Consider the following 17,008-nt stretch of genomic DNA (forward strand, 5'->3'; position numbering starts at 1 on the left):
GAATGAACCGCTGCGGTTGGCGCGTGGGAGCTGCATACTCGGCCCACCGGGCAGAAACGCCACATGGAAGATCACAACGGAGTTCGCACTCCCTGCACGATGATCAGCCTCGGCAGACCCTTCAGTCGCTTGGCCAGTGTCCCTGCGCTACTGCTGGCTTTCGCACCCTTCTGCATGGAAGCAAGCACTTTTGACATCGGCCTTGATGGAAAAAGCCCTTACCCGGAGCACTCATGCGACCAGATACTGGAGCTCCAGAGAAACTCTGATGGCCGAATGCTGCTTCGCGATGAACTGGATGCATTCAAGGCGGTGCTGGTCGAGCAGGGCTGGCCCACCTATCGCACCTCGGGGCCAGCCCTGATTGATGCGGCCGGCAAGCTGCTGGAGCGCTCTGGCCTGGATTGCGAGTTCCAGAAGTACATGCTTCGCGTTCTTGATCAGCAAGTCGGCGATGACATCCGTCCCGCAATCCATGCACGGCTTGCGGATCGCATCCATGCTTCCCACAATTCCAGCCAACTGTACGGCACCCTGCAGCAGCGGCTCGATGATGTGGCTACGGTTGATCCGCCAGTAGCCTCGTTGGGCTCCCTGCTGTTCTTCCGTGACTTCTACGGTCTGCCCAGCCTGGAGGAGGACCTGGCCTCGGGCGGCATCGATTACGAAGTGACCTTGTCACAGCCACCGGCGACGTACACCTGGCCCGACATCCGGACGCTGCTCGGTGAGCTGATCCAGCCCGATCAATCCTTGCGGGCAGCGCTGAGCGCTGCCCGCAGCAAGGGCGTTTCAGCAAAGGTCGAGCTGCTCAAGGAGGAGATCGCTGCCTCCGATCGGCCTGTGAAGGATCAAGCAGGTATTCGAAGGCGTAGGCTTTCCGACGCGGGACATGGCGGGCATTGATGGTGTCTCGAGGGCCTTCCTCCTGGTCCAGCACGCGGATGAGGATCCAGCGTTCCAGAGGCGTGCGTTGGAGCTGGCCAAACCATTGATGGAGTCACGCGGCATGTCGCGACGCCAGTATGCAATGCTGGCTGACCGGGTTTCCCCTGGCAGAAGGCGAGCCGCAACTGCACGGCACGCAGATGACCCTTCAGAACGGCGTGTACGTGCTGCAACCTACGTCCGATCTTGACGGTCTGGACAAGCGTCGATCGCAGATGGCGCTTGGCCCTTATCAGGCGATGCTCGATAGTGCCAACGCCAGTCGTCCTTGATTGAAATGTTGCGCCAACATCCTGGGCTTCCAGTGTTGAAGTATCCAGTTGATCTGCAGCATCGAATTGAAGTTTCGAGGGGATTCCTTGGCAGATATGTGGCTGGAGGTGGCGGCCGGGCGCGCCTGCTTGCTTGCAGATGTTCAGGGCGCTGTTGCGAAATACTCGCAGCGCAATGCGCACTTTTGATGTGGAGAACGTGATCGCGCGGACACGCGGAATCCGCAAATTCACACACAGAAGGAGTAAATGCATTGGATCATTTTCATGAACACGCGAAATGTGACGAGGTTATCGATGTCGCAATTGCCTTCACTCAAGTGTTGACGTGATGCGCTCGATGATCGATAAAAAGGCCCAACGCAACGGGAAAGGATGCCCCGATGTCACGACATCTTTTTCGCAGGGAAGTGATGCAGGCGAAGGGAAATCGTTGGCTGGGCCGCATCAACATGGTGCAGCCGATTCCGCTTTGGCTGTTTACCGCCTTCGCTGCCTGCTCAGCTGTTTCCGTCATTCTCTTCATTGCACTTGGCAGTTATACAAAGCGTGCCCGGGCCATGGGACAGCTTGTCCCTGTCGAAGGCATGTCCACTGTCATGGCACCCGCAAGCGGTGTCGTCTCTCTTCTCAAGGTCAGTGAGGGAGAGAATGTGCGTGCAGGTCAGGTGGTTGCCGTGCTCACCGTGCCAAGGGCAACGGTTGGCGAAGGTGATACCTCCGCCGCATTGGAGAAGCGCATCCGCGAGCGGGTCCAGGGATTGAAGGATGTGCAGGCTGCGGATCAATCCCAGCTCGATGCACAAAGTGACGGTCTCATTGCGCAGGTGGCTGCGGCGCAACGCGAGCTGGCGCAGTTCAAGGAGGAAATCCAGACAAGAAGCAGGCAGGTCGTACTGGCCGAAGAGACACTCTCGCGGCTGGAGAGACTGCGCGAAGGCAGTTACGTAAGCGAACTGCAGATCAAGCAGCAGCAGACACTGGCGCTTGAACAGCATGCCAGTGTGCAGGCCCTGCAGCGCCAGGCAATCACAACACAACGACTCATAGCGCAGTTGCAGGAGGCCATGCGCTCGCTGCCGCAAAAGCGTGAAGCCACCAGAGCCGGTCTGCGGGGCGCATTGGCCCAACTTGAACAGGAACACGTCGAGCTGCTCGCACGAGGTGAGCTGGTGCTTACCGCGCCGGTGGATGGAACGGTTGTCACGCAGGTGCTGAAGCCGGGCCAGTCGGTGACCATGGGCCAACCTCTGCTGAGTATCCTGCCGCAAGACGGCCGTCTGGAAGCTGGCCTGCTGGTGCCCAGTCGTGTCATCGGCTTCATTGATCCCGGCGATCGCGTACTGCTGCGTTACCAGGCGTACCCCTATCAGAAATTCGGTCACCATGAGGGAACAGTGCAGCGCGTCAGCCGCAGCGCGCTTACTGGGACAGAGCTGGAAATGCTGATGCCCGGCTCGACGATCCAAGGCGAACCGATGTACAGGGTCACCGTCGCACTCTCCAGTCAGGAGATGGACGCTTACGGTCGCATCGAGCGACTCAAGCCCGGCATGACACTTGAAGCTGACATCCTTGGCGAGCGCAGCAGCTTGGCCGAATGGATCTTTGCGCCACTGGTCGCACGAAGCAAACGGATCTTCTAGAGAAGGTCACCTCCACTCAACCCGTCCTGCCGTTGAAACCGAACGGGCGGACACGCAGAGGAAGCAGCGATGGAACTAGAGCAGCGGGAAAGGCTTGGGAGCGTACCGGATCTGGGCGATGTCGATGTTGTCGATGACCTGGTACCAGACGAACTTCGGCGCGACATCCTGCGACTGGTCCGTAAACCCATCTGGGCGTATGGATGGAAGTCGGTCAAGTCTGAAGACCGCTTCAGCTTCTGGCATGCGCATTTTGCCGGAGGCGACAAGGAAAGCCGTCAGGGGTGCCTGGCCGAACTTGCTGCAAACGAAGCTGCACGACCGATCCACGAGCTGTGGGAGTGCCTGTCGCAGACGGTGCTGGCCGGCCATGAACCCCTTCGTGTGTACGCCAATGCCCATACCTACGGCGTGGAGGGCTATGTTCATACAGACAATGCAGACAAGGAAAATTACTTCACTGTCGTCTACTACGCCCACGGAATCTGGCATCCCAACTGGTCGGGCGAGACAGCTTTCGTGGTGCCGGAGACGGGTGACATCACCCATGCTGTCTACCCGCGACCTGGGCGCCTGGTGGTGTTCCGGGGCGCCACGCCACACGTTGCACGTTCACCCAGCCGGGACTGTCCCGAGCTGCGCATCACCGTCGTGTTCAAGACCCAGCTTGCACAATGACCTTGCCCGTCGCCAACATGCCGGAGCGGCCCTCCCTGCAGATGCTGCAGGAGTACCTGTCACTCCTGCGCGCTGACCAGGTGCCGCACTCGGGGCGAACGCTGAAGGATCATCTGGAAGGAACGGGCCGCATTCTGCGGGAGTGGGGATGCGACGAGGCGGTATGCATCGCTGGCATGTTCCACAGCATCTACGGAACGAACGTGTTCGGATTCAAGCGTCTTGGGTGGAGTGATCGGCCGCTGGTGGGTCGGATGCTGGGCGAACGTGCCGAGCATTTGGTGTATCTGTTCTGCGTCAGTGATCGGCCCGGTGCGTTCCTCGAAGCGCTGGGTACCGGCATCATTCGCCACAGAACAAGCGGCGAAAGCTTCAGTGCGGGCGTGGATGTCTGTGCGGCGTTGCTTGAGATCGAATCCGCCAACCTCATCGAGCAGGGATGCGGCGAGCAGTTCCTGAAGCGACTGTCCGCATGGGTGAGCGCATATCCAGACCTTCCGCTGAGCGTTGGCCTGCGCTCGCTCCTTGCTGGGTACGCGGCGGCTGGAAAGGCGCCCGCCGCCCCTGGCAGGCCGACAGCGGAGGAACTCCATTGAACGCTTCATCCATCCGTCGGAAATTTGCAGTTGACCGTTTTGCGCGGCTTGAGCAGCTGGTGGCGGCAGAAGTGATGGATCTCTACTTCCAGTATGCGAAGAGCTATGTGCGCATGCCGAAGTACTATGAGCTGGAAACAGAAACCGCGTCGCTGGGGCGATATGCCGACGCCATGGGCGAGGTGCTGCTGGCCAAACTGTTGCCTGAGGTGGAAGACTGTGTAGGAAAGCGGCTGCATGCCACTTACTCGTTCCTGCGCTTCTACACGCCTGAATCGAGGCTGCGCAGACACACTGACCGCACATCCTGCGAATACACGCTGACCTTGACCGTTGGCAGCGAAGGTACACGGGCGCCCTGGCCGATCATGATTGAGACCCAGGAGGGTGTGCAGGCGTTCGACCTGGCTCCAGGTGATGGGCTCCTGTTCTCCGGACGTGAGCTGCCCCACTGGCGCGAATGCCTGCCAGTGGGAACCTGGCTCCAGCTCTTCCTGCATTACGTCGATGCAGACGGGCCGCATGCAGCGAACCGGTTCGATGGACGGAAATTTCTCGGACCGACGAGGCGATCAGTAGCATGACTGTTCTCATCAATGCTGGAACGCACGATACACACGCCAAGGCCGTCGTTTGGGGCTTGCGGCGCAAAGGAACGACCGTGTTTCATCTGGCGAGCGACAGGTTCTGCCAGACAACGGCCTTCAGCATCCGCGTAGGGGCTGCGCAAAGTGGTGCCACGCTCGCGATCGACGGAGAAACCGTAGCCCTTGATCAGCTGTCGGCAGTGTGGCATCGCCGCCCGTTTGAGGCGCTGCAGAACGCTGGCGTTCAACCAGAGGATGAGGTGTTCGCCCGAGGCGAATCGCAACTGATGCGCGAGGGGTTGTATCGATCCCTGGAGCTTGTCCCGGCAGTGAATCCATTGGATGCCCTTGTCCGGGCCGAAAACAAGATCCATCAGCTGAAGCACGCGGCCGAGCTTGGCTTCCAGCTTCCGGCCACGTTGATAAGCGGCTCACCTGAGGATGTCCGAGGTTTCCTTGCCCAACACGCGGAGTGCATTTACAAGCCGCTACGCGGCCATGTCTGGAAGTCCGATTCTGCTCGACGCGCGACCTACACCGCCAAGGTCAGCGAAGCAGATCTCCCGGCGGATTCACTGCTGCGCGCCGCCCCAGGCATCTATCAGGCCCGCGTGGAATATGCTTTCGAAGTCAGGGCGCAGTTTTTCGGCCGCCAGTGCGCTGCGATCCGTATCGAGCAGCCGACAGATGGCAGTCTCGACTGGCGGCGCAGCCAGGGCACGATTGACACCTGCGAAGTGGTGGATGTCCCGCTCGACCTGCAGCAACGCTGCCATCGTCTGATGGAAGCGCTCGGCCTCGTGGCGGCGGGGTTCGATTTTCTCGTTACGGACGATGGGCGCTGGATCTTCCTTGAGATCAATCAGGCCGGACAGTTCCTTTTCGTCGAACAGTGGTGCCCTGGATTGCCGATGCTGGACATGTTCTGTGAGTTCATCCGTGCACCGTCGCTGCAGTGGCGATACGACATGGGACATGCGCATCGCCGGATCTCCTATTCGGAATTCATCGAGAGCACTTCAGTGATTACGTCCTGACCCCGGCAGGTGGGACGTCAACCCATTGCGTCAGGCGCCTGGCGTGATCCACCGACAACACTCCTGTTGTCGAAAATCGAGGAGAAAATGGCATGAAGAACGAAGATATCAAGAAGGACCTGGAGTCGCGCGTGCTTGGTCACATTCTTTCCCAGGAAGAAATGGAGCAGGTAGGCGGCGGCGATGGCGATGGAATTCCGACGCTCCCGCCGGTGAAGACGACGCCGGCCAGTGACAACGGAACCACGCATCCGGTCCTTGAGTAACTGAATACGGCGAGTGCTGCGATGCCTGGCCGTCAAGGTGGGCGTCGCGGCCTCGCTTTTCCGGAGAACGGAGCTGAAGCGCAATGCAGCTGGAGCATTCCATCCTGAAGGGCCATTGCCCGCACCTGGCAATCATCGACGTTGCCGCTCGGCTCGCGGGGTGCTCAGTGCAGTCTTCTGACGTCGCGCTGCTGGGCGCACCCCGCAGGTACACGGAAACTTTCTCCCTGCAGCGAGCTGCAGGCATCCTTGGTGATCTGGGCATCGTCAGTGTCGCGGTTCGCACCGACCTCGGCGGATTGGCACAACTGCGATTTCCCGCCCTGGCCCAAGTGCGGTCCGGTACACGCCAGGAGTTCGTCGTAGTGAGCCGCATCGACGATCATGCGATCGTCTACTACAGCGGCCGCCTGGGATGGCAGTTGGACGGCCTGAGTTCGTTTTCCAAGCGCTGGACAGGCGTAGCTCTCACCCTTGAGGCTGCTGTCCGTGGGCCTTGCCGCGTAGGTAGGGACGCAGCGCTGCTTTCAGATCTTGAGATTCAACTCATCCAGGATTTCATGACGGTGGACGAATGCGAGGAACTCATGGCCAGCGCGTCACCTGCGTTCCGCAAGAGCATGGTCAGTGCGGATGGCAGCTTGCAGAGTGAGGTCATGTCCAGCGGCCGCACAAGTGAATCGGCGGCCTGCTCGGGGGACCTGTGTGCCCGCATCACCGATCGCGCGGCGGAGCTGCTTGGCTGTGCGAGCACGTTGTTCGAGCCGATCCAGTGCGTCAGGTATGAGATGGGACAGAAGTTCGCCCCACACTATGATGTTCCCCTGGATGCAGGACTGCCAGATCAGTCCACGCGCGCATGGACACTTCTTGCGTACCTCAACGATGGGTTCGAAGGCGGGGAAACCCTCTTTCCTGCCTTCGACCTGAGTGTGCGCCCTCTTCGTGGCGCCCTGCTCATGTTCCGTAACCGTGGCCGACAACAGCGAAGCGTCAATCCGGGTGCGCTGCATGCGGGCCAACCGGTGACCCGCGGGAGCAAGTATGCCTGCAATATCTGGTGTTCAGATGCCAATTAGATGCCTGATCGCGGTCTTCTTTCTGTTCCATGCAGCCGTCGCCCCCGCCTTGGCCGATGCTGCTCCAAGCCTGCCTCCGGTTGCGCAACATCCAGTGTCATCGAAGCCAATGGTGCTTCCGAAGGCCACGGAACTGCCTGTCGGCCCCGCGGGCACCTGGCGGTCTCCAGTGTCTAACGGCGTGGATCGGCAGATCGCGGTACTGAGTGCGCCCGCCGGCGGATTCAAAGTGGTGTATGCGCAGTATCTCCGCGGCGACATGGACTCATCACGGCTGATGCAGATCCGGTCCTCTGATGGTCGCCTCATGGACCAGCCTGAGCCGCTGTCGTTTGGTTCAGTGCTGGAGGATGCTCCGGTGCTCGTTCACATCGATAACGATGCGTGGCTCTACTTTGCAGGCAGTGACGCTGATTTCAGCAATATCACGCTTTGGCGCGCGCGGGCCACGCCGCAGGGGTTTGGGGCGCCACAGCGGCTGCCGGATGTCCCGGGACTGACCCAGCTGGTCCAGGCACCTCGATGGGTGCAGGCAGAAGGCGATCTCTATCTGACATTCCGTGGAATGGGAACCGGTCCTCGCTGGATGTCGATGCGCAATGCCCGATCACCATCGGAGTTTCAGGGGGCGGCATCGACACCCGTGGCGTATCCGCGCGTGGTGCCGCTGGGCCAGCATGGCTGCTTCATGAGTTATCAGAAGGCGCCCGAAGGTGGCTACATGACAACGCTGTACAGCGTCAGCCCCGACTGCAGAACCTGGTCCGGCCCTGTGGAGCTTTCGCCAGCAAAGTCTCCGAACAAGCCGGATGTCCACGACGGGTTCGCGCTGCCTCGACAGGACGGCGGCGTGGACATCTACTATGTCTACCCTTCCTACAAGGGCGCCACAGCGCGGTTTCCCGTCAGTTTCGATCTGTACAGGCGCGCAGTGGATGTGCAGGGCAGGGCAGGTCCCGAGCAGCTCCTGACGGAACGGCTTGCCTACAATCCATTCGCTCCTTCCGCGCATCGAATGCCGGATGGGTCTGTCCTGGTCTCGTTCTCGGACATCGAGGCGCGCGGCGATGCTGGTGTGACCAAGGGACGACTGACGCTCTTCCGGATTTCCGGGGATGCGCCGATGGAGCCTGAGCGCCCTGGGCACCGCGACAGTGACAGCTGACGTGATCGTGTCGTCCGTCATGCCCCTTTCCCGGCAATCCAAGCGGCTGCGCACATGAAGGTCATCCTGCAGTCTGAAAGCGCCGAATGCGGGTTGGCCGCATTGGCGATGGTGGCTGACCACCATGGCCAGCACGGTGGGCTGGCCGTGCTGCGCCAGCGGTTTAATCTTTCGCTGAAAGGGCTGCGTCTGGATCGGCTGGTTCAGATCTCCCAGCAGATTGGCTTTTCGGCGCGCGCGATTCGAGTCGAACTCGAAGAACTGGGGAAGCTGACGACTCCGTGCATACTGCACTGGGACATGAACCATTTCGTGGTTCTGAAAACGGTGCGTGCATCAGGGATCGTCATTTGTGATCCCGCCGTCGGTGAGCGGAAACTCAGCTACCGCGAGGCATCGGAGCACTTTACCGGAGTTGTGCTGGAGCTGACACCGACGGCCGAGCTCAAGCCCGTGAAGCGCGCACCGGCGATCAGCCTGCAGCAATTGACTGGCGCGGTGCGCGGCATGTGGCGCTCGTTGGCCCAGGTTCTGATTCTGTCGCTGGCGTTGCAGGTTTTCGTCGTGCTGGCGCCATTCCTGCTGCAATGGGTGGTGGATCAGGCACTTGTCTCGGCGGATCGTGACATGCTCACCGTCCTCGGGATTGGATTTGGCATCGCCCTGCTTCTGCAGGTTGCAATCAACCTGCTGCGTGGCTGGTCTGTGGTCTATCTTTCCACGCATTTCGGATTGCAGTGGACGAACAATATTTTCGCCCACCTGATGCGTCTGCCGTTGGCATTCTTCGAGAAACGTCACCTTGGTGACATCACCTCACGCCTTGGCTCCATCCGTGAGATCAGGACGGTCATCACCACCAGTTTCGTGGAGGGCATCATTGACGGTCTCATGGCGATCATGACCTTCGCGCTGATGCTCATCTACTCATGGGAACTGGCGATGGTGACGCTGTGTGCCGTGGCCGTCTATGCGGGTGCCCGATCTCTGTCCTACCGTGAGTTCCGTAATCGGACCGAGCAGCAGCTGATGGTCGGTGCCCGGCAGCAGACGCATCTGCTCGAGTCACTCCGCGGTATACAGAGCCTGAAGGTAGCGGGTCAGGAGCCGCAGCGGCGTGCTGCCCACGAGAATCTGATGGTTGACACCGTCAACGAAGAGTTGAGGCTGGCCCAGATGGGCCTGGGCTTTACGAGCATCAACCAGCTGGTGTTCGGCATTGAGCGGATCGCCGTGATCTGGATCGGTGCGTTGCTTGCGATGTCAAATGTGTTCACCGTCGGCATGCTGATCGCTTACCTCGCATACCGGGAGCAGTTTTCGCAGCGTGTCGGCAATCTCGTCGACAAGTGGGTTGAGTTCCGGATGCTGCGCCTGCATGGTGAACGTCTGTCGGACATCGTACTGTCCGAGCCCGAGGATTGCGGAGAGGGAATCGCCCCGGCCTTGCCCGGTGAGATGGGCGTGGAGGTTGAGAATCTTTCCTTCCGCTATGGCAACGGTGAGCCCTGGATATTCCGCAACTGCAGTTTTGTTGTGAAGCCAGGGGAATCGTTGGCGCTCATCGGTGGATCAGGATGCGGCAAGACAACGCTCATGAAGCTCATGCTCGGTCTTCTTGAGCCTACGGAGGGAAGTATCCGCATTGGTGGACAGACGCTGCGCGGCGCTGGCGCTCGGCGCCTGCGTGAAGCCATCGGCGCGGTAATGCAGGATGACCAGCTTTTCGCCGGCAGCATTGCAGAGAACATATCCTTCTTTCAGGGAGCTGCCGAACAGGAGCGTGTGGAGCACGCGGCGCGGCTGGCGGCGATCCATGACGATGTAATGGGCATGCCCATGGGCTATCACAGCCTGATAGGCGACATGGGAAGCACATTGTCCGGCGGGCAGAAGCAGCGGCTTATTCTTGCCAGGGCGCTTTACCGTGAGCCCAGCGTTCTGTTTCTGGACGAAGCGACAAGCCATCTTGATGTCGCCAATGAGCGTCTGGTAAATGATGCTGTCGATAGACTTCGTCTGACGCGGATCATTGTCGCCCATCGCCCCGAGACAATAGAGCGGGCAGATCGGGTGATGGTGGTTGAAAACGCCGACGTCGTGCTGGCGACCCGAGTGCGAGCGAGCAATCTCAGGCTGAAGGCTGCGCAATCATCCGGACAGGTACCGGAGAGCCACTGAGCACGTGGCTTTGGATCCCGTTATCCCTTGATGCTGGATTTGGCTTGCATCAGCGTCGCGTCGCTACCGTTCGTCGGACCATGACTTCCGGGGGGTTGACTACAGTTGTCGTCACGCTGACAGTGACGACACGTGTAGTCAAGGGAGTGGTGTCATGCGTGGCAAGACGATCGGGGACCAGGAACTGGCCCTGCTGCAGTACATCGATGAACATGCGCCGGCCAGCGTCGGCGAGGTCGCCAGCGGCTACGGCGAAGCCCGTGGCCTGGCCCGCTCCACTGTGCTGACGATGATGGAGCGGCTGCGCGCGAAGGGGTATCTTCAGCGCCGGCAGCAGGACGGCATCTACCGCTACCAGGCCACCCGTGGCCCGCAGAGCGTGCTGCAGGGTGCCGTGGCCCAATTCGTCGACAACACCCTGCAGGGGTCGGTGTCGCCGTTCGTGGCCTACCTGTCGCAGCGCCAGCAGGTCAGCGACAACGAACTGGCCGAGCTGGAAGCGCTGGTTGCCCAACTCCAATCGCGTCGCCACGAGGGCTGAGCCATGGACACCACGATGCTGATCCCGTTGTTGGAACGGCTGGGCTGGACCAGCCTGCAGACCGTGCTGCTGGTGGCCCTGGTGTACGGCGTGTGCCGCGCGCTGCCGTCGCTGTCGGCGGCGACCCGCTGCCGCCTGTGGTGGCTGGTGTCGCTGCAGGCCGTGCTCGGCCTGTTCTGGAGCCAGCCGCTGCAGCTGGCCTGGTTGCCGGCACCGCAGGCAGTGGCGATGACCGCCACCGATGTGGCTGCCGACATGATCTACCCGCTGGCCCCGGAAGCCTCTGCACAGCTGCTGGCCGCGATGCCGATGCCTGCCGCGGACGTGCCGGCGGTGGCGTGGTGGGCCGTTGCGCTGGCCGCGCTGTGGGTGTCCGGCGTGCTGCTGATGGCATGGCGCACCTTCGGTGAGTGGCGCCAGTGCCGCGCGCTGCTCGCGGCGGCCTATCCCTGCCAGGACGAGGCGCTGGTACAGGCCCTGCAGTTGGCCTCCGAAGCGCACGGCGTGCGCCCTGCACCACGGCTGTGGATGAGCACGCAGGTGGACTCGCCGCAGCTGGTCGGGCCGTTCCGTCCGGTACTGCTGCTGCCGGCCGGCGACAACGCCCTGCAGGGCGATGCGCTGGACCTGGCGCTGACCCACGAGCTGCAGCATCTGCAGCGGCGTGACCTGCAGTGGGGCCTGCTGCCGGCGCTGGCCCAGCATCTGTTCTTCTTCCACCCGCTGCTGCGCCTGTCGGTGCGCGAATACGCCCAGGCCCGCGAGGAAGCGGTGGATGCGGCAGTGGTCGGCCAGCACGGCGCCAGCCGCCAGGCCTATGGTCGCCTGCTGCTGCAGTTGGGCGTGGCACCGCAGCCGCACCTGGGCGTGGCCAGTGCCGCGCCGAGCACCACCAGTCTCAAGCGCCGCCTGATGTCGCTGCAGCCGCGCCGGGCCTGTCCGCGCATCCTGGCGATGGCGTTGACCGCTGTGGTGCTGGTGGTGGGTGTGGCGCCGATGCGCCTGGTTGCCGCGCCGGTGCCGCCGGCACCGCCCGCGCCGCCTGCGGCACCGAAGGCCGTGGTGCCGCCGCCGCCGAAGGCTCCGAAAGCACCGCCCGCACCGCCTTCGTCCGCGCGCGTTCCGGCCGTGCCGGTGGCGCCCGCGCCGCCTGCCGAGCCGGCTGGGGTTGAGGCCTTGTCAGGTCCGGATGATGCAGATGTGGCGGTCGACGTGGATGCGGATGTCGATGTCGATACCGGCATGCACAGTCAACATACGACCTCCCGCACGACCTCCATCACCACCTACGGCCGCCTGGACCTGGGCAAATCGCCGCCGCAGGCCTTCGTGCTGGTCGATGGCGATTCGACCTTCGCCAACGGCGGCATGGACGACGTGACGGTCGCCCGCAGGCAGCTCGGCAAAGGCCCGGCGCTGTGGTTCCGCCAGGGCGACAAGCGCTACGTGGTGCGTGATCCGATGATGATCCAGACCCTGCAGCGTGCCTACAGCGGCGCGGCGGATCTGGGCCGCCAGCAGAGCGAACTGGGCCGCCAGCAGAGTGCGCTGGGTCGCCAGCAGAGCGAACTCGGCAAGCAGATGGGCGAGATGGGCCGCCTGCAGGGTGAGGAGGCACGCCGCATGGCGCTGGCCGCCGCCGAGGCTGCGCGCAGCGCGATGGCAGCGCATGACATCAACCGCGAAGCGGCGGCAGAAGCGGCGAAGGCGGCGCGGGGCGCGACCAACGATGCGGCCGTTGCACGTGAGGCTGCACGTGAGGCCGCCGCAGAGGCACGTCGTGCGATGCAGGAAGTGGACAACGAAACCGCGCGGGCCAGCCACACCCGCGGCATGCAGCGCCTGGCCAGCCAGCAGTCTGAACTGGCCAGCCGCCAGGCGGCGCTGGGCAGCCAGCAGGCCGCGTTGGGTGAACGCCAGGCACGCGTGCATGAGCAGGCGTCGCGGCAGGCGCAGCAGGTGATCGCGCGTGCACTGGCGAGCGGCAAGGCCGAGCGGCTCTGATCGGTGGTGCCGGCCGCTGGCCGGCACCCTCCCCGAGGCCGATCAACCGCAGCTGGCGCGCTCGATCCGGTTCTGACCGTCCACCTGCACGGTCACGCGGTCCTGGCGGAAGTCCATGGTCACCGCCATGCCCGGCTTGACCACCCGCGCGTTGCGCGCGCCGCTGTCGGCCACCAGCTTCTTGAGGGTGGCCTCGTCGGCGGTCTTGCCGGTGAAGGCCTCGAGCGCCTCCGGCCTGCATTCGTGCGCGGCGTCGGCCACTGGCGTTGGCGCGGCGTCGTGGGTGGTGCTGCTGCCGGCGTGGCTGCAGGCGGCCAGCGGCAGGATGGCAAGCAGGGCAAGGGGGCTGAGGCGCATTGTCGGGCTCCACGCGTGGATGGTGGCGCCAGTGTCGCCGCCCTCCCCGTCAGGGCATGTCAACGGGGTTTCACGCTACTGCCCGACCAATGCCAACGTCTCGCGCTCGCGCTGTTCTTCGTGCACCAGCCGCTGCAGCAGCAGGGCCAGGGTCACCACGTCCTGGTGGTTGTGGTCGGCCACCCGGCGCAGGTTGACTGCATCGCCACCACGCAGGAAACGCAGCCATGCGCCCGGGGCTTCCGAGCCGGGCAGGTCGTCTTCGCGCACCACGCGCAGCAGCTGGCGTTCGATGGTGGACAGCTTGCAGTTCTCCCACGTCCCACGATAGCGGCGGCGAGTGGGATAGAGCAGATCGACATGGTCCAGCGCGCTGATCGGGCAACGCTGGCGTGCCAACCGGTAGCGCGCCTTCAGCAACGGCGCGTCGTAGCTGCGGCCGTTGTAGCTGCACAACACGGTGGACGGCTGCAGCCAGCTGGCGAAGGTGGCCAGCATCGCGTCCTCGGCGGCCATCGTCGCCATCAGCAGCTGGCGGATGCGCAGGCCTTCGCCGCGTTGCGGGCACGCATGCCAGTCGGCGGCCCCGATCATGAAGGCGCGGGTGCCGGTGCCGCCGGCCAGGCCGGTGGTTTCGGTATCGAAGAACAGCAGGTCGCGCGGGGATACGTGTTCGCCTTCGCGGCGGGCGAAATCCAGCGACAGCGGCTGTGCCGGAATCGGCTGCGCCTGCAGCGACTCGATCAGGAACAGGCCCGGCGCGATTTCCTCTCCGGGCAGCTGGCGATCCTGCGCACTGGCTCGCACCGGTGCGGAACTGCCGCGTGTGCGCAGGCCGAGCAGGCGATGCAGGCTGCCCACCTCGGGCCGACGCAGCGGTGCGGGGTGCGCAACCGGCGCCGCCGCGCCGGTCGGCTTGTGGCGGATCTCCTGCTCGACCCAGGCAAATACCGAGCGCTCGGCCGGTGGCTGCCGTGCATCGTTGGCGGCCACTGGGGCCGGCACCGTCGGTGGCGGCCCGGGCACGGCCGGCGTGCTCGCCTTCGGGTCGCCGGCCTGCTTCCGCAGCAGGCGCAGCTTGTCCAGGCTCAGGCTCACGGTGCCAGCAGCTCCATCGGGTCGCGGATGGTCACCACCACGTCGGGCACGTGCTGGCAGGCTTCAGCATCGAACAGATCCAGCACGCGCAACGCGAGCGCACGCGGCGAGGTCTCATCCTCTTCCTGCGCGGCCAGAACCGGGCCGACACAGGCCGGGCAGCCGGCCTTGCAGTCGCAGCGCTGCACCAGTTCGCGCGCGCGCTGCACCAGTTCGGCCTGGCGCTGCCACAGCGGCTCGCTGAGGCCAACGCCACCGGGGAAGTTGTCGTACAGGTAAACAGTGGGCACGAACTCCTGCAGCAGCTCGACAACGCCAGGGTCGCCCTCGCTGCCACGCAGCTGGCCACGGCCGCTCTGGTCGGCGATCGCGAACCAGGAACCATCGCCGTTGCCCACGGACTTCTGCAGGTCACGCGCATCGGCCATCACCGCCACGGTGGCGACGATGTGCAGCGCATACGCCGCGCCGAGGAAACCATCGAGCGCATCCTGCTTGCTGGCGAACGCGCGCAGCAACAGCGCCTGCGGCAGCTGCCACCACACCGCGGTGGTATGCAGTTCCTGGTCGGGCAGGTTCACCGGGCCGTAGCCGATGTTCTCGTGGGTGTAGTAGCGGATCTTCTTGTAGCCGGCGACGCGGCGCACCACGTGCACCTCGCCATGGTGCGAATCGCCACGGCCGGCCACGCCGCCGTCGAAGCGGTCCAGCACCTTGAGCTTGGTGAAGTCGATGCTGTCGGTGTAGTAATCCACATGCGTGCGGGTGACGTAGGCCTTGCGGCCTTCCCAGTCCAGCGTCTCTACCTGGTAGGGCGTGGACTGCACCATGTGGATGGCACCCTCGTACAGGGTGAGTGCGGCAGCGGAATAGTCGACCTCGGCGATGATCTGCTGGCGGCCATCGCTGCGATCGACCACCACGAAGTTGCCATCGGCCACCGCACGCAGGCTGACTGCGTTCGCCGGATAGCTGTCGGCGATCCATTCCCAGCGTTCGCCTTCGCGGTGGATCACCTCGGTTTCAGCCAGCGCTTCCAGGAACACTTCCGGATCGATCGGGCCGAAGCCATCGCCGACCCGGAACGGCAGCTCGAAGGCTGCGCAGCGGATGTGGTCGAACAGGATCAGCGGCTGGTCCGGCGCGATGCGCGCGTGCTCGGGCGAGGCCTCGGCGAAGAAGTCCGGATGCCGCACCACGTACTGGTCCAGCGGCTGCGAGCTGGCCACCATCACTCCCAGTGCCGGCTGCTGGCGGCGGCCGGCGCGACCGAAGCGCTGCCAGGTGGCGGCCACGCTGCCGGGGTAGCCGTTGAGGATCACCACGTCCAGGCTGCCGATATCCACGCCCAGCTCCAGCGCCGAGGTGCTGACGATGCCGTCGATGTTGCCGGCGCGCATCGCACGCTCGGTCTCGCGGCGTTCGGTGGGCAGGTAGCCGCCACGGTAGGCGCGGATGCGCGGCGGCTTGCGCGGGTCGTGGTCGAAGATGTCCTTCAGGTACTTGGTCAGCACCTCGACCATCAGCCGCGTCTGCGCGAACACCAGGGTCTTCAGCCCGGACTTGATCGCAATGCGTGCGATGCGGTTGCTCTGCGAGCGTGCCGAGGCGCGCAGGCCCAGGTCCGGATTGATCACCGGCGGGTTCCACAGCAGTACCTGCTTGGGCCCGCTGGGCGCGCCGGACTCGGTAATGGCGGTGACCGGCGCCTCGATGAGGGCCTCGGCATGCGCCTGCGGATTGCCGATGGTGGCCGAGCACAGGATGAACTGCGGTTGCACGCCGTAGAACGCGCAGATGCGCTTGAGCCGGCGCAGCACGTTGGTGACGTGGCTGCCGAACACGCCGCGGTAGGTGTGCACTTCGTCGATGACGATGTAACGCAGGTTCTCGAAGAACTGCGCCCACTTGGTGTGGTGCGGCAGGATCGCCTGGTGCAGCATGTCCGGGTTGGAGACCACGATGTCGCCGTGCAGGCGGATAGCCTGGCGCGCGTCGCCGGGGGTGTCGCCGTCGAAAGTGAAGGCCTTCACCCCCAGGTCGCCGGCGCGGTTGAGCTCCAGCAGCTCGGCCACCTGGTCCTGGGCCAGTGCCTTGGTGGGGAACAGGTACAGCGCCTTGGCCTTGTCCTGCATCGCCGCGCTGACCACCGGCAGGGTGTAGCACAGCGACTTGCCGCTGGCGGTGGGGGTGACGATGGCCACATGCTCGCCGCGCTGGCTGGCTTCCCAGGCCTCGGCCTGGTGGCTGTACAGCTGCTCGATGCCGCGTGCCTTCAGTGCCGCGGCCAGGGCGGGCGGTACCGCATCGGGAATAGGCGCGTAGCGGCCTTCGCGGCCGGGAATGGCGAAGCTGCCGGTGATGCGGTCCTGGTAGCGGCGCTGCAGGCGCGCACTGAGCAGGGCACCGTCGCGGGCGGGCAGGCCGTCGCGGGTAGCGAGCTTCTGCTCGGCATCGGCGGTGCGCTTGGCGAGTTCGTAGGCCATGGAAAGTGGAGCCGGGACGTTCTTCGAGGGGTCACATGGCACCATATTCACGTCTCAGGATGTGAGA

16 protein-coding genes and 1 pseudogene are annotated in these 17,008 nt (G+C 63.8%); 14 read left to right on the forward strand and 3 right to left on the reverse strand.

Annotated features, from left to right (window positions below):
• The first annotated feature begins 63 nt into the window (after nucleotides 1-63).
• The 14 genes and pseudogenes from VN11_RS00485 (at nucleotide 64) to VN11_RS00540 (ending at nucleotide 13,000) form a co-directional block, all read left to right on the forward strand.
• Complete coding sequence (locus VN11_RS00485; RefSeq protein ID WP_148564908.1) at nucleotides 64-906, forward strand: hypothetical protein; 843 nt, start codon at nucleotides 64-66, stop codon at nucleotides 904-906.
• Nucleotides 893-991 (forward strand): annotated as a pseudogene (locus tag VN11_RS22945) (DUF6624 domain-containing protein); the annotation flags it as partial. The gene VN11_RS00485 and the pseudogene VN11_RS22945, both read left to right, overlap by 14 nt.
• Nucleotides 992-1,025: 34 nt before the next feature.
• Nucleotides 1,026-1,220 (forward strand): hypothetical protein, encoded by a 195-nt coding sequence (locus VN11_RS00490; RefSeq protein WP_053448413.1) that lies wholly within the window; start codon nucleotides 1,026-1,028, stop codon nucleotides 1,218-1,220.
• A 383-nt stretch (nucleotides 1,221-1,603) separates the two neighbouring features.
• Nucleotides 1,604-2,866, forward strand: coding sequence for an HlyD family secretion protein (locus VN11_RS00495; protein ID WP_053448414.1), 1,263 nt, complete (start codon nucleotides 1,604-1,606; stop codon nucleotides 2,864-2,866).
• 69 nt (nucleotides 2,867-2,935) lie between these two features.
• On the forward strand, nucleotides 2,936-3,544 hold the full coding sequence (locus tag VN11_RS22075; RefSeq protein WP_141401631.1) for a 2OG-Fe(II) oxygenase: 609 nt from the start codon (nucleotides 2,936-2,938) through the stop codon (nucleotides 3,542-3,544).
• Entirely contained in the window at nucleotides 3,541-4,140 is a 600-nt protein-coding gene (locus tag VN11_RS00505) for a DUF6817 domain-containing protein (protein WP_053448416.1), read from the forward strand. Before VN11_RS22075 ends, VN11_RS00505 begins: the two co-directional genes overlap by 4 nt.
• Nucleotides 4,137-4,724, forward strand: coding sequence for a hypothetical protein (locus VN11_RS00510; RefSeq protein WP_148564909.1), 588 nt, complete (start codon nucleotides 4,137-4,139; stop codon nucleotides 4,722-4,724). The genes VN11_RS00505 and VN11_RS00510 overlap by 4 nt, the downstream gene beginning before the upstream one ends.
• Nucleotides 4,721-5,764 (forward strand): MvdC/MvdD family ATP grasp protein, encoded by a 1,044-nt coding sequence (locus VN11_RS00515; protein ID WP_053448418.1) that lies wholly within the window; start codon nucleotides 4,721-4,723, stop codon nucleotides 5,762-5,764. The genes VN11_RS00510 and VN11_RS00515 overlap by 4 nt, the downstream gene beginning before the upstream one ends.
• Nucleotides 5,765-5,856: 92 nt before the next feature.
• Entirely contained in the window at nucleotides 5,857-6,030 is a 174-nt protein-coding gene (locus VN11_RS22450) for a hypothetical protein (RefSeq protein ID WP_154582884.1), read from the forward strand.
• 83 nt (nucleotides 6,031-6,113) lie between these two features.
• Entirely contained in the window at nucleotides 6,114-7,109 is a 996-nt protein-coding gene (locus tag VN11_RS00520; protein ID WP_053448419.1) for a prolyl hydroxylase family protein, read from the forward strand.
• A gap of 181 nt (nucleotides 7,110-7,290) precedes the next feature.
• Nucleotides 7,291-8,274, forward strand: coding sequence for a hypothetical protein (locus tag VN11_RS00525; protein WP_141401632.1), 984 nt, complete (start codon nucleotides 7,291-7,293; stop codon nucleotides 8,272-8,274).
• Between the two features lie 54 nt (nucleotides 8,275-8,328).
• The gene (locus VN11_RS00530) at nucleotides 8,329-10,455 is read left to right on the forward strand and encodes a peptidase domain-containing ABC transporter (protein WP_053448420.1); all 2,127 of its coding nucleotides are present in this window, start codon (nucleotides 8,329-8,331) and stop codon (nucleotides 10,453-10,455) included.
• A gap of 154 nt (nucleotides 10,456-10,609) precedes the next feature.
• Nucleotides 10,610-10,996, forward strand: a complete 387-nt coding sequence (locus tag VN11_RS00535) for a BlaI/MecI/CopY family transcriptional regulator (protein WP_053448421.1) — start codon at nucleotides 10,610-10,612, stop codon at nucleotides 10,994-10,996.
• Between the two features lie 3 nt (nucleotides 10,997-10,999).
• On the forward strand, nucleotides 11,000-13,000 hold the full coding sequence (locus VN11_RS00540) for a M56 family metallopeptidase (protein WP_053448422.1): 2,001 nt from the start codon (nucleotides 11,000-11,002) through the stop codon (nucleotides 12,998-13,000).
• 42 nt (nucleotides 13,001-13,042) lie between these two features.
• Here the strand turns inward: VN11_RS00540 and VN11_RS00545 are convergent, their stop codons facing one another.
• From VN11_RS00545 to VN11_RS00555, 3 genes are all read right to left on the reverse strand, one after another.
• Nucleotides 13,043-13,357 (reverse strand): I78 family peptidase inhibitor, encoded by a 315-nt coding sequence (locus tag VN11_RS00545; protein WP_053448423.1) that lies wholly within the window; start codon nucleotides 13,355-13,357, stop codon nucleotides 13,043-13,045.
• Nucleotides 13,358-13,432: 75 nt separating this feature from the next.
• A complete protein-coding gene (locus VN11_RS00550) occupies nucleotides 13,433-14,455 on the reverse strand; it encodes a ribonuclease H-like domain-containing protein (RefSeq protein ID WP_053448424.1) in 1,023 nt (340 codons plus the stop codon).
• Complete coding sequence (locus tag VN11_RS00555; protein WP_053448425.1) at nucleotides 14,452-16,941, reverse strand: DEAD/DEAH box helicase; 2,490 nt, start codon at nucleotides 16,939-16,941, stop codon at nucleotides 14,452-14,454. The genes VN11_RS00550 and VN11_RS00555 overlap by 4 nt, the downstream gene beginning before the upstream one ends.
• Nucleotides 16,942-17,008 lie beyond the last annotated feature (67 nt).

It is taken from the genome of Stenotrophomonas maltophilia, from assembly GCF_001274595.1.
Taxonomy (GTDB): Bacteria; Pseudomonadota; Gammaproteobacteria; order Xanthomonadales; family Xanthomonadaceae; genus Stenotrophomonas; species Stenotrophomonas forensis.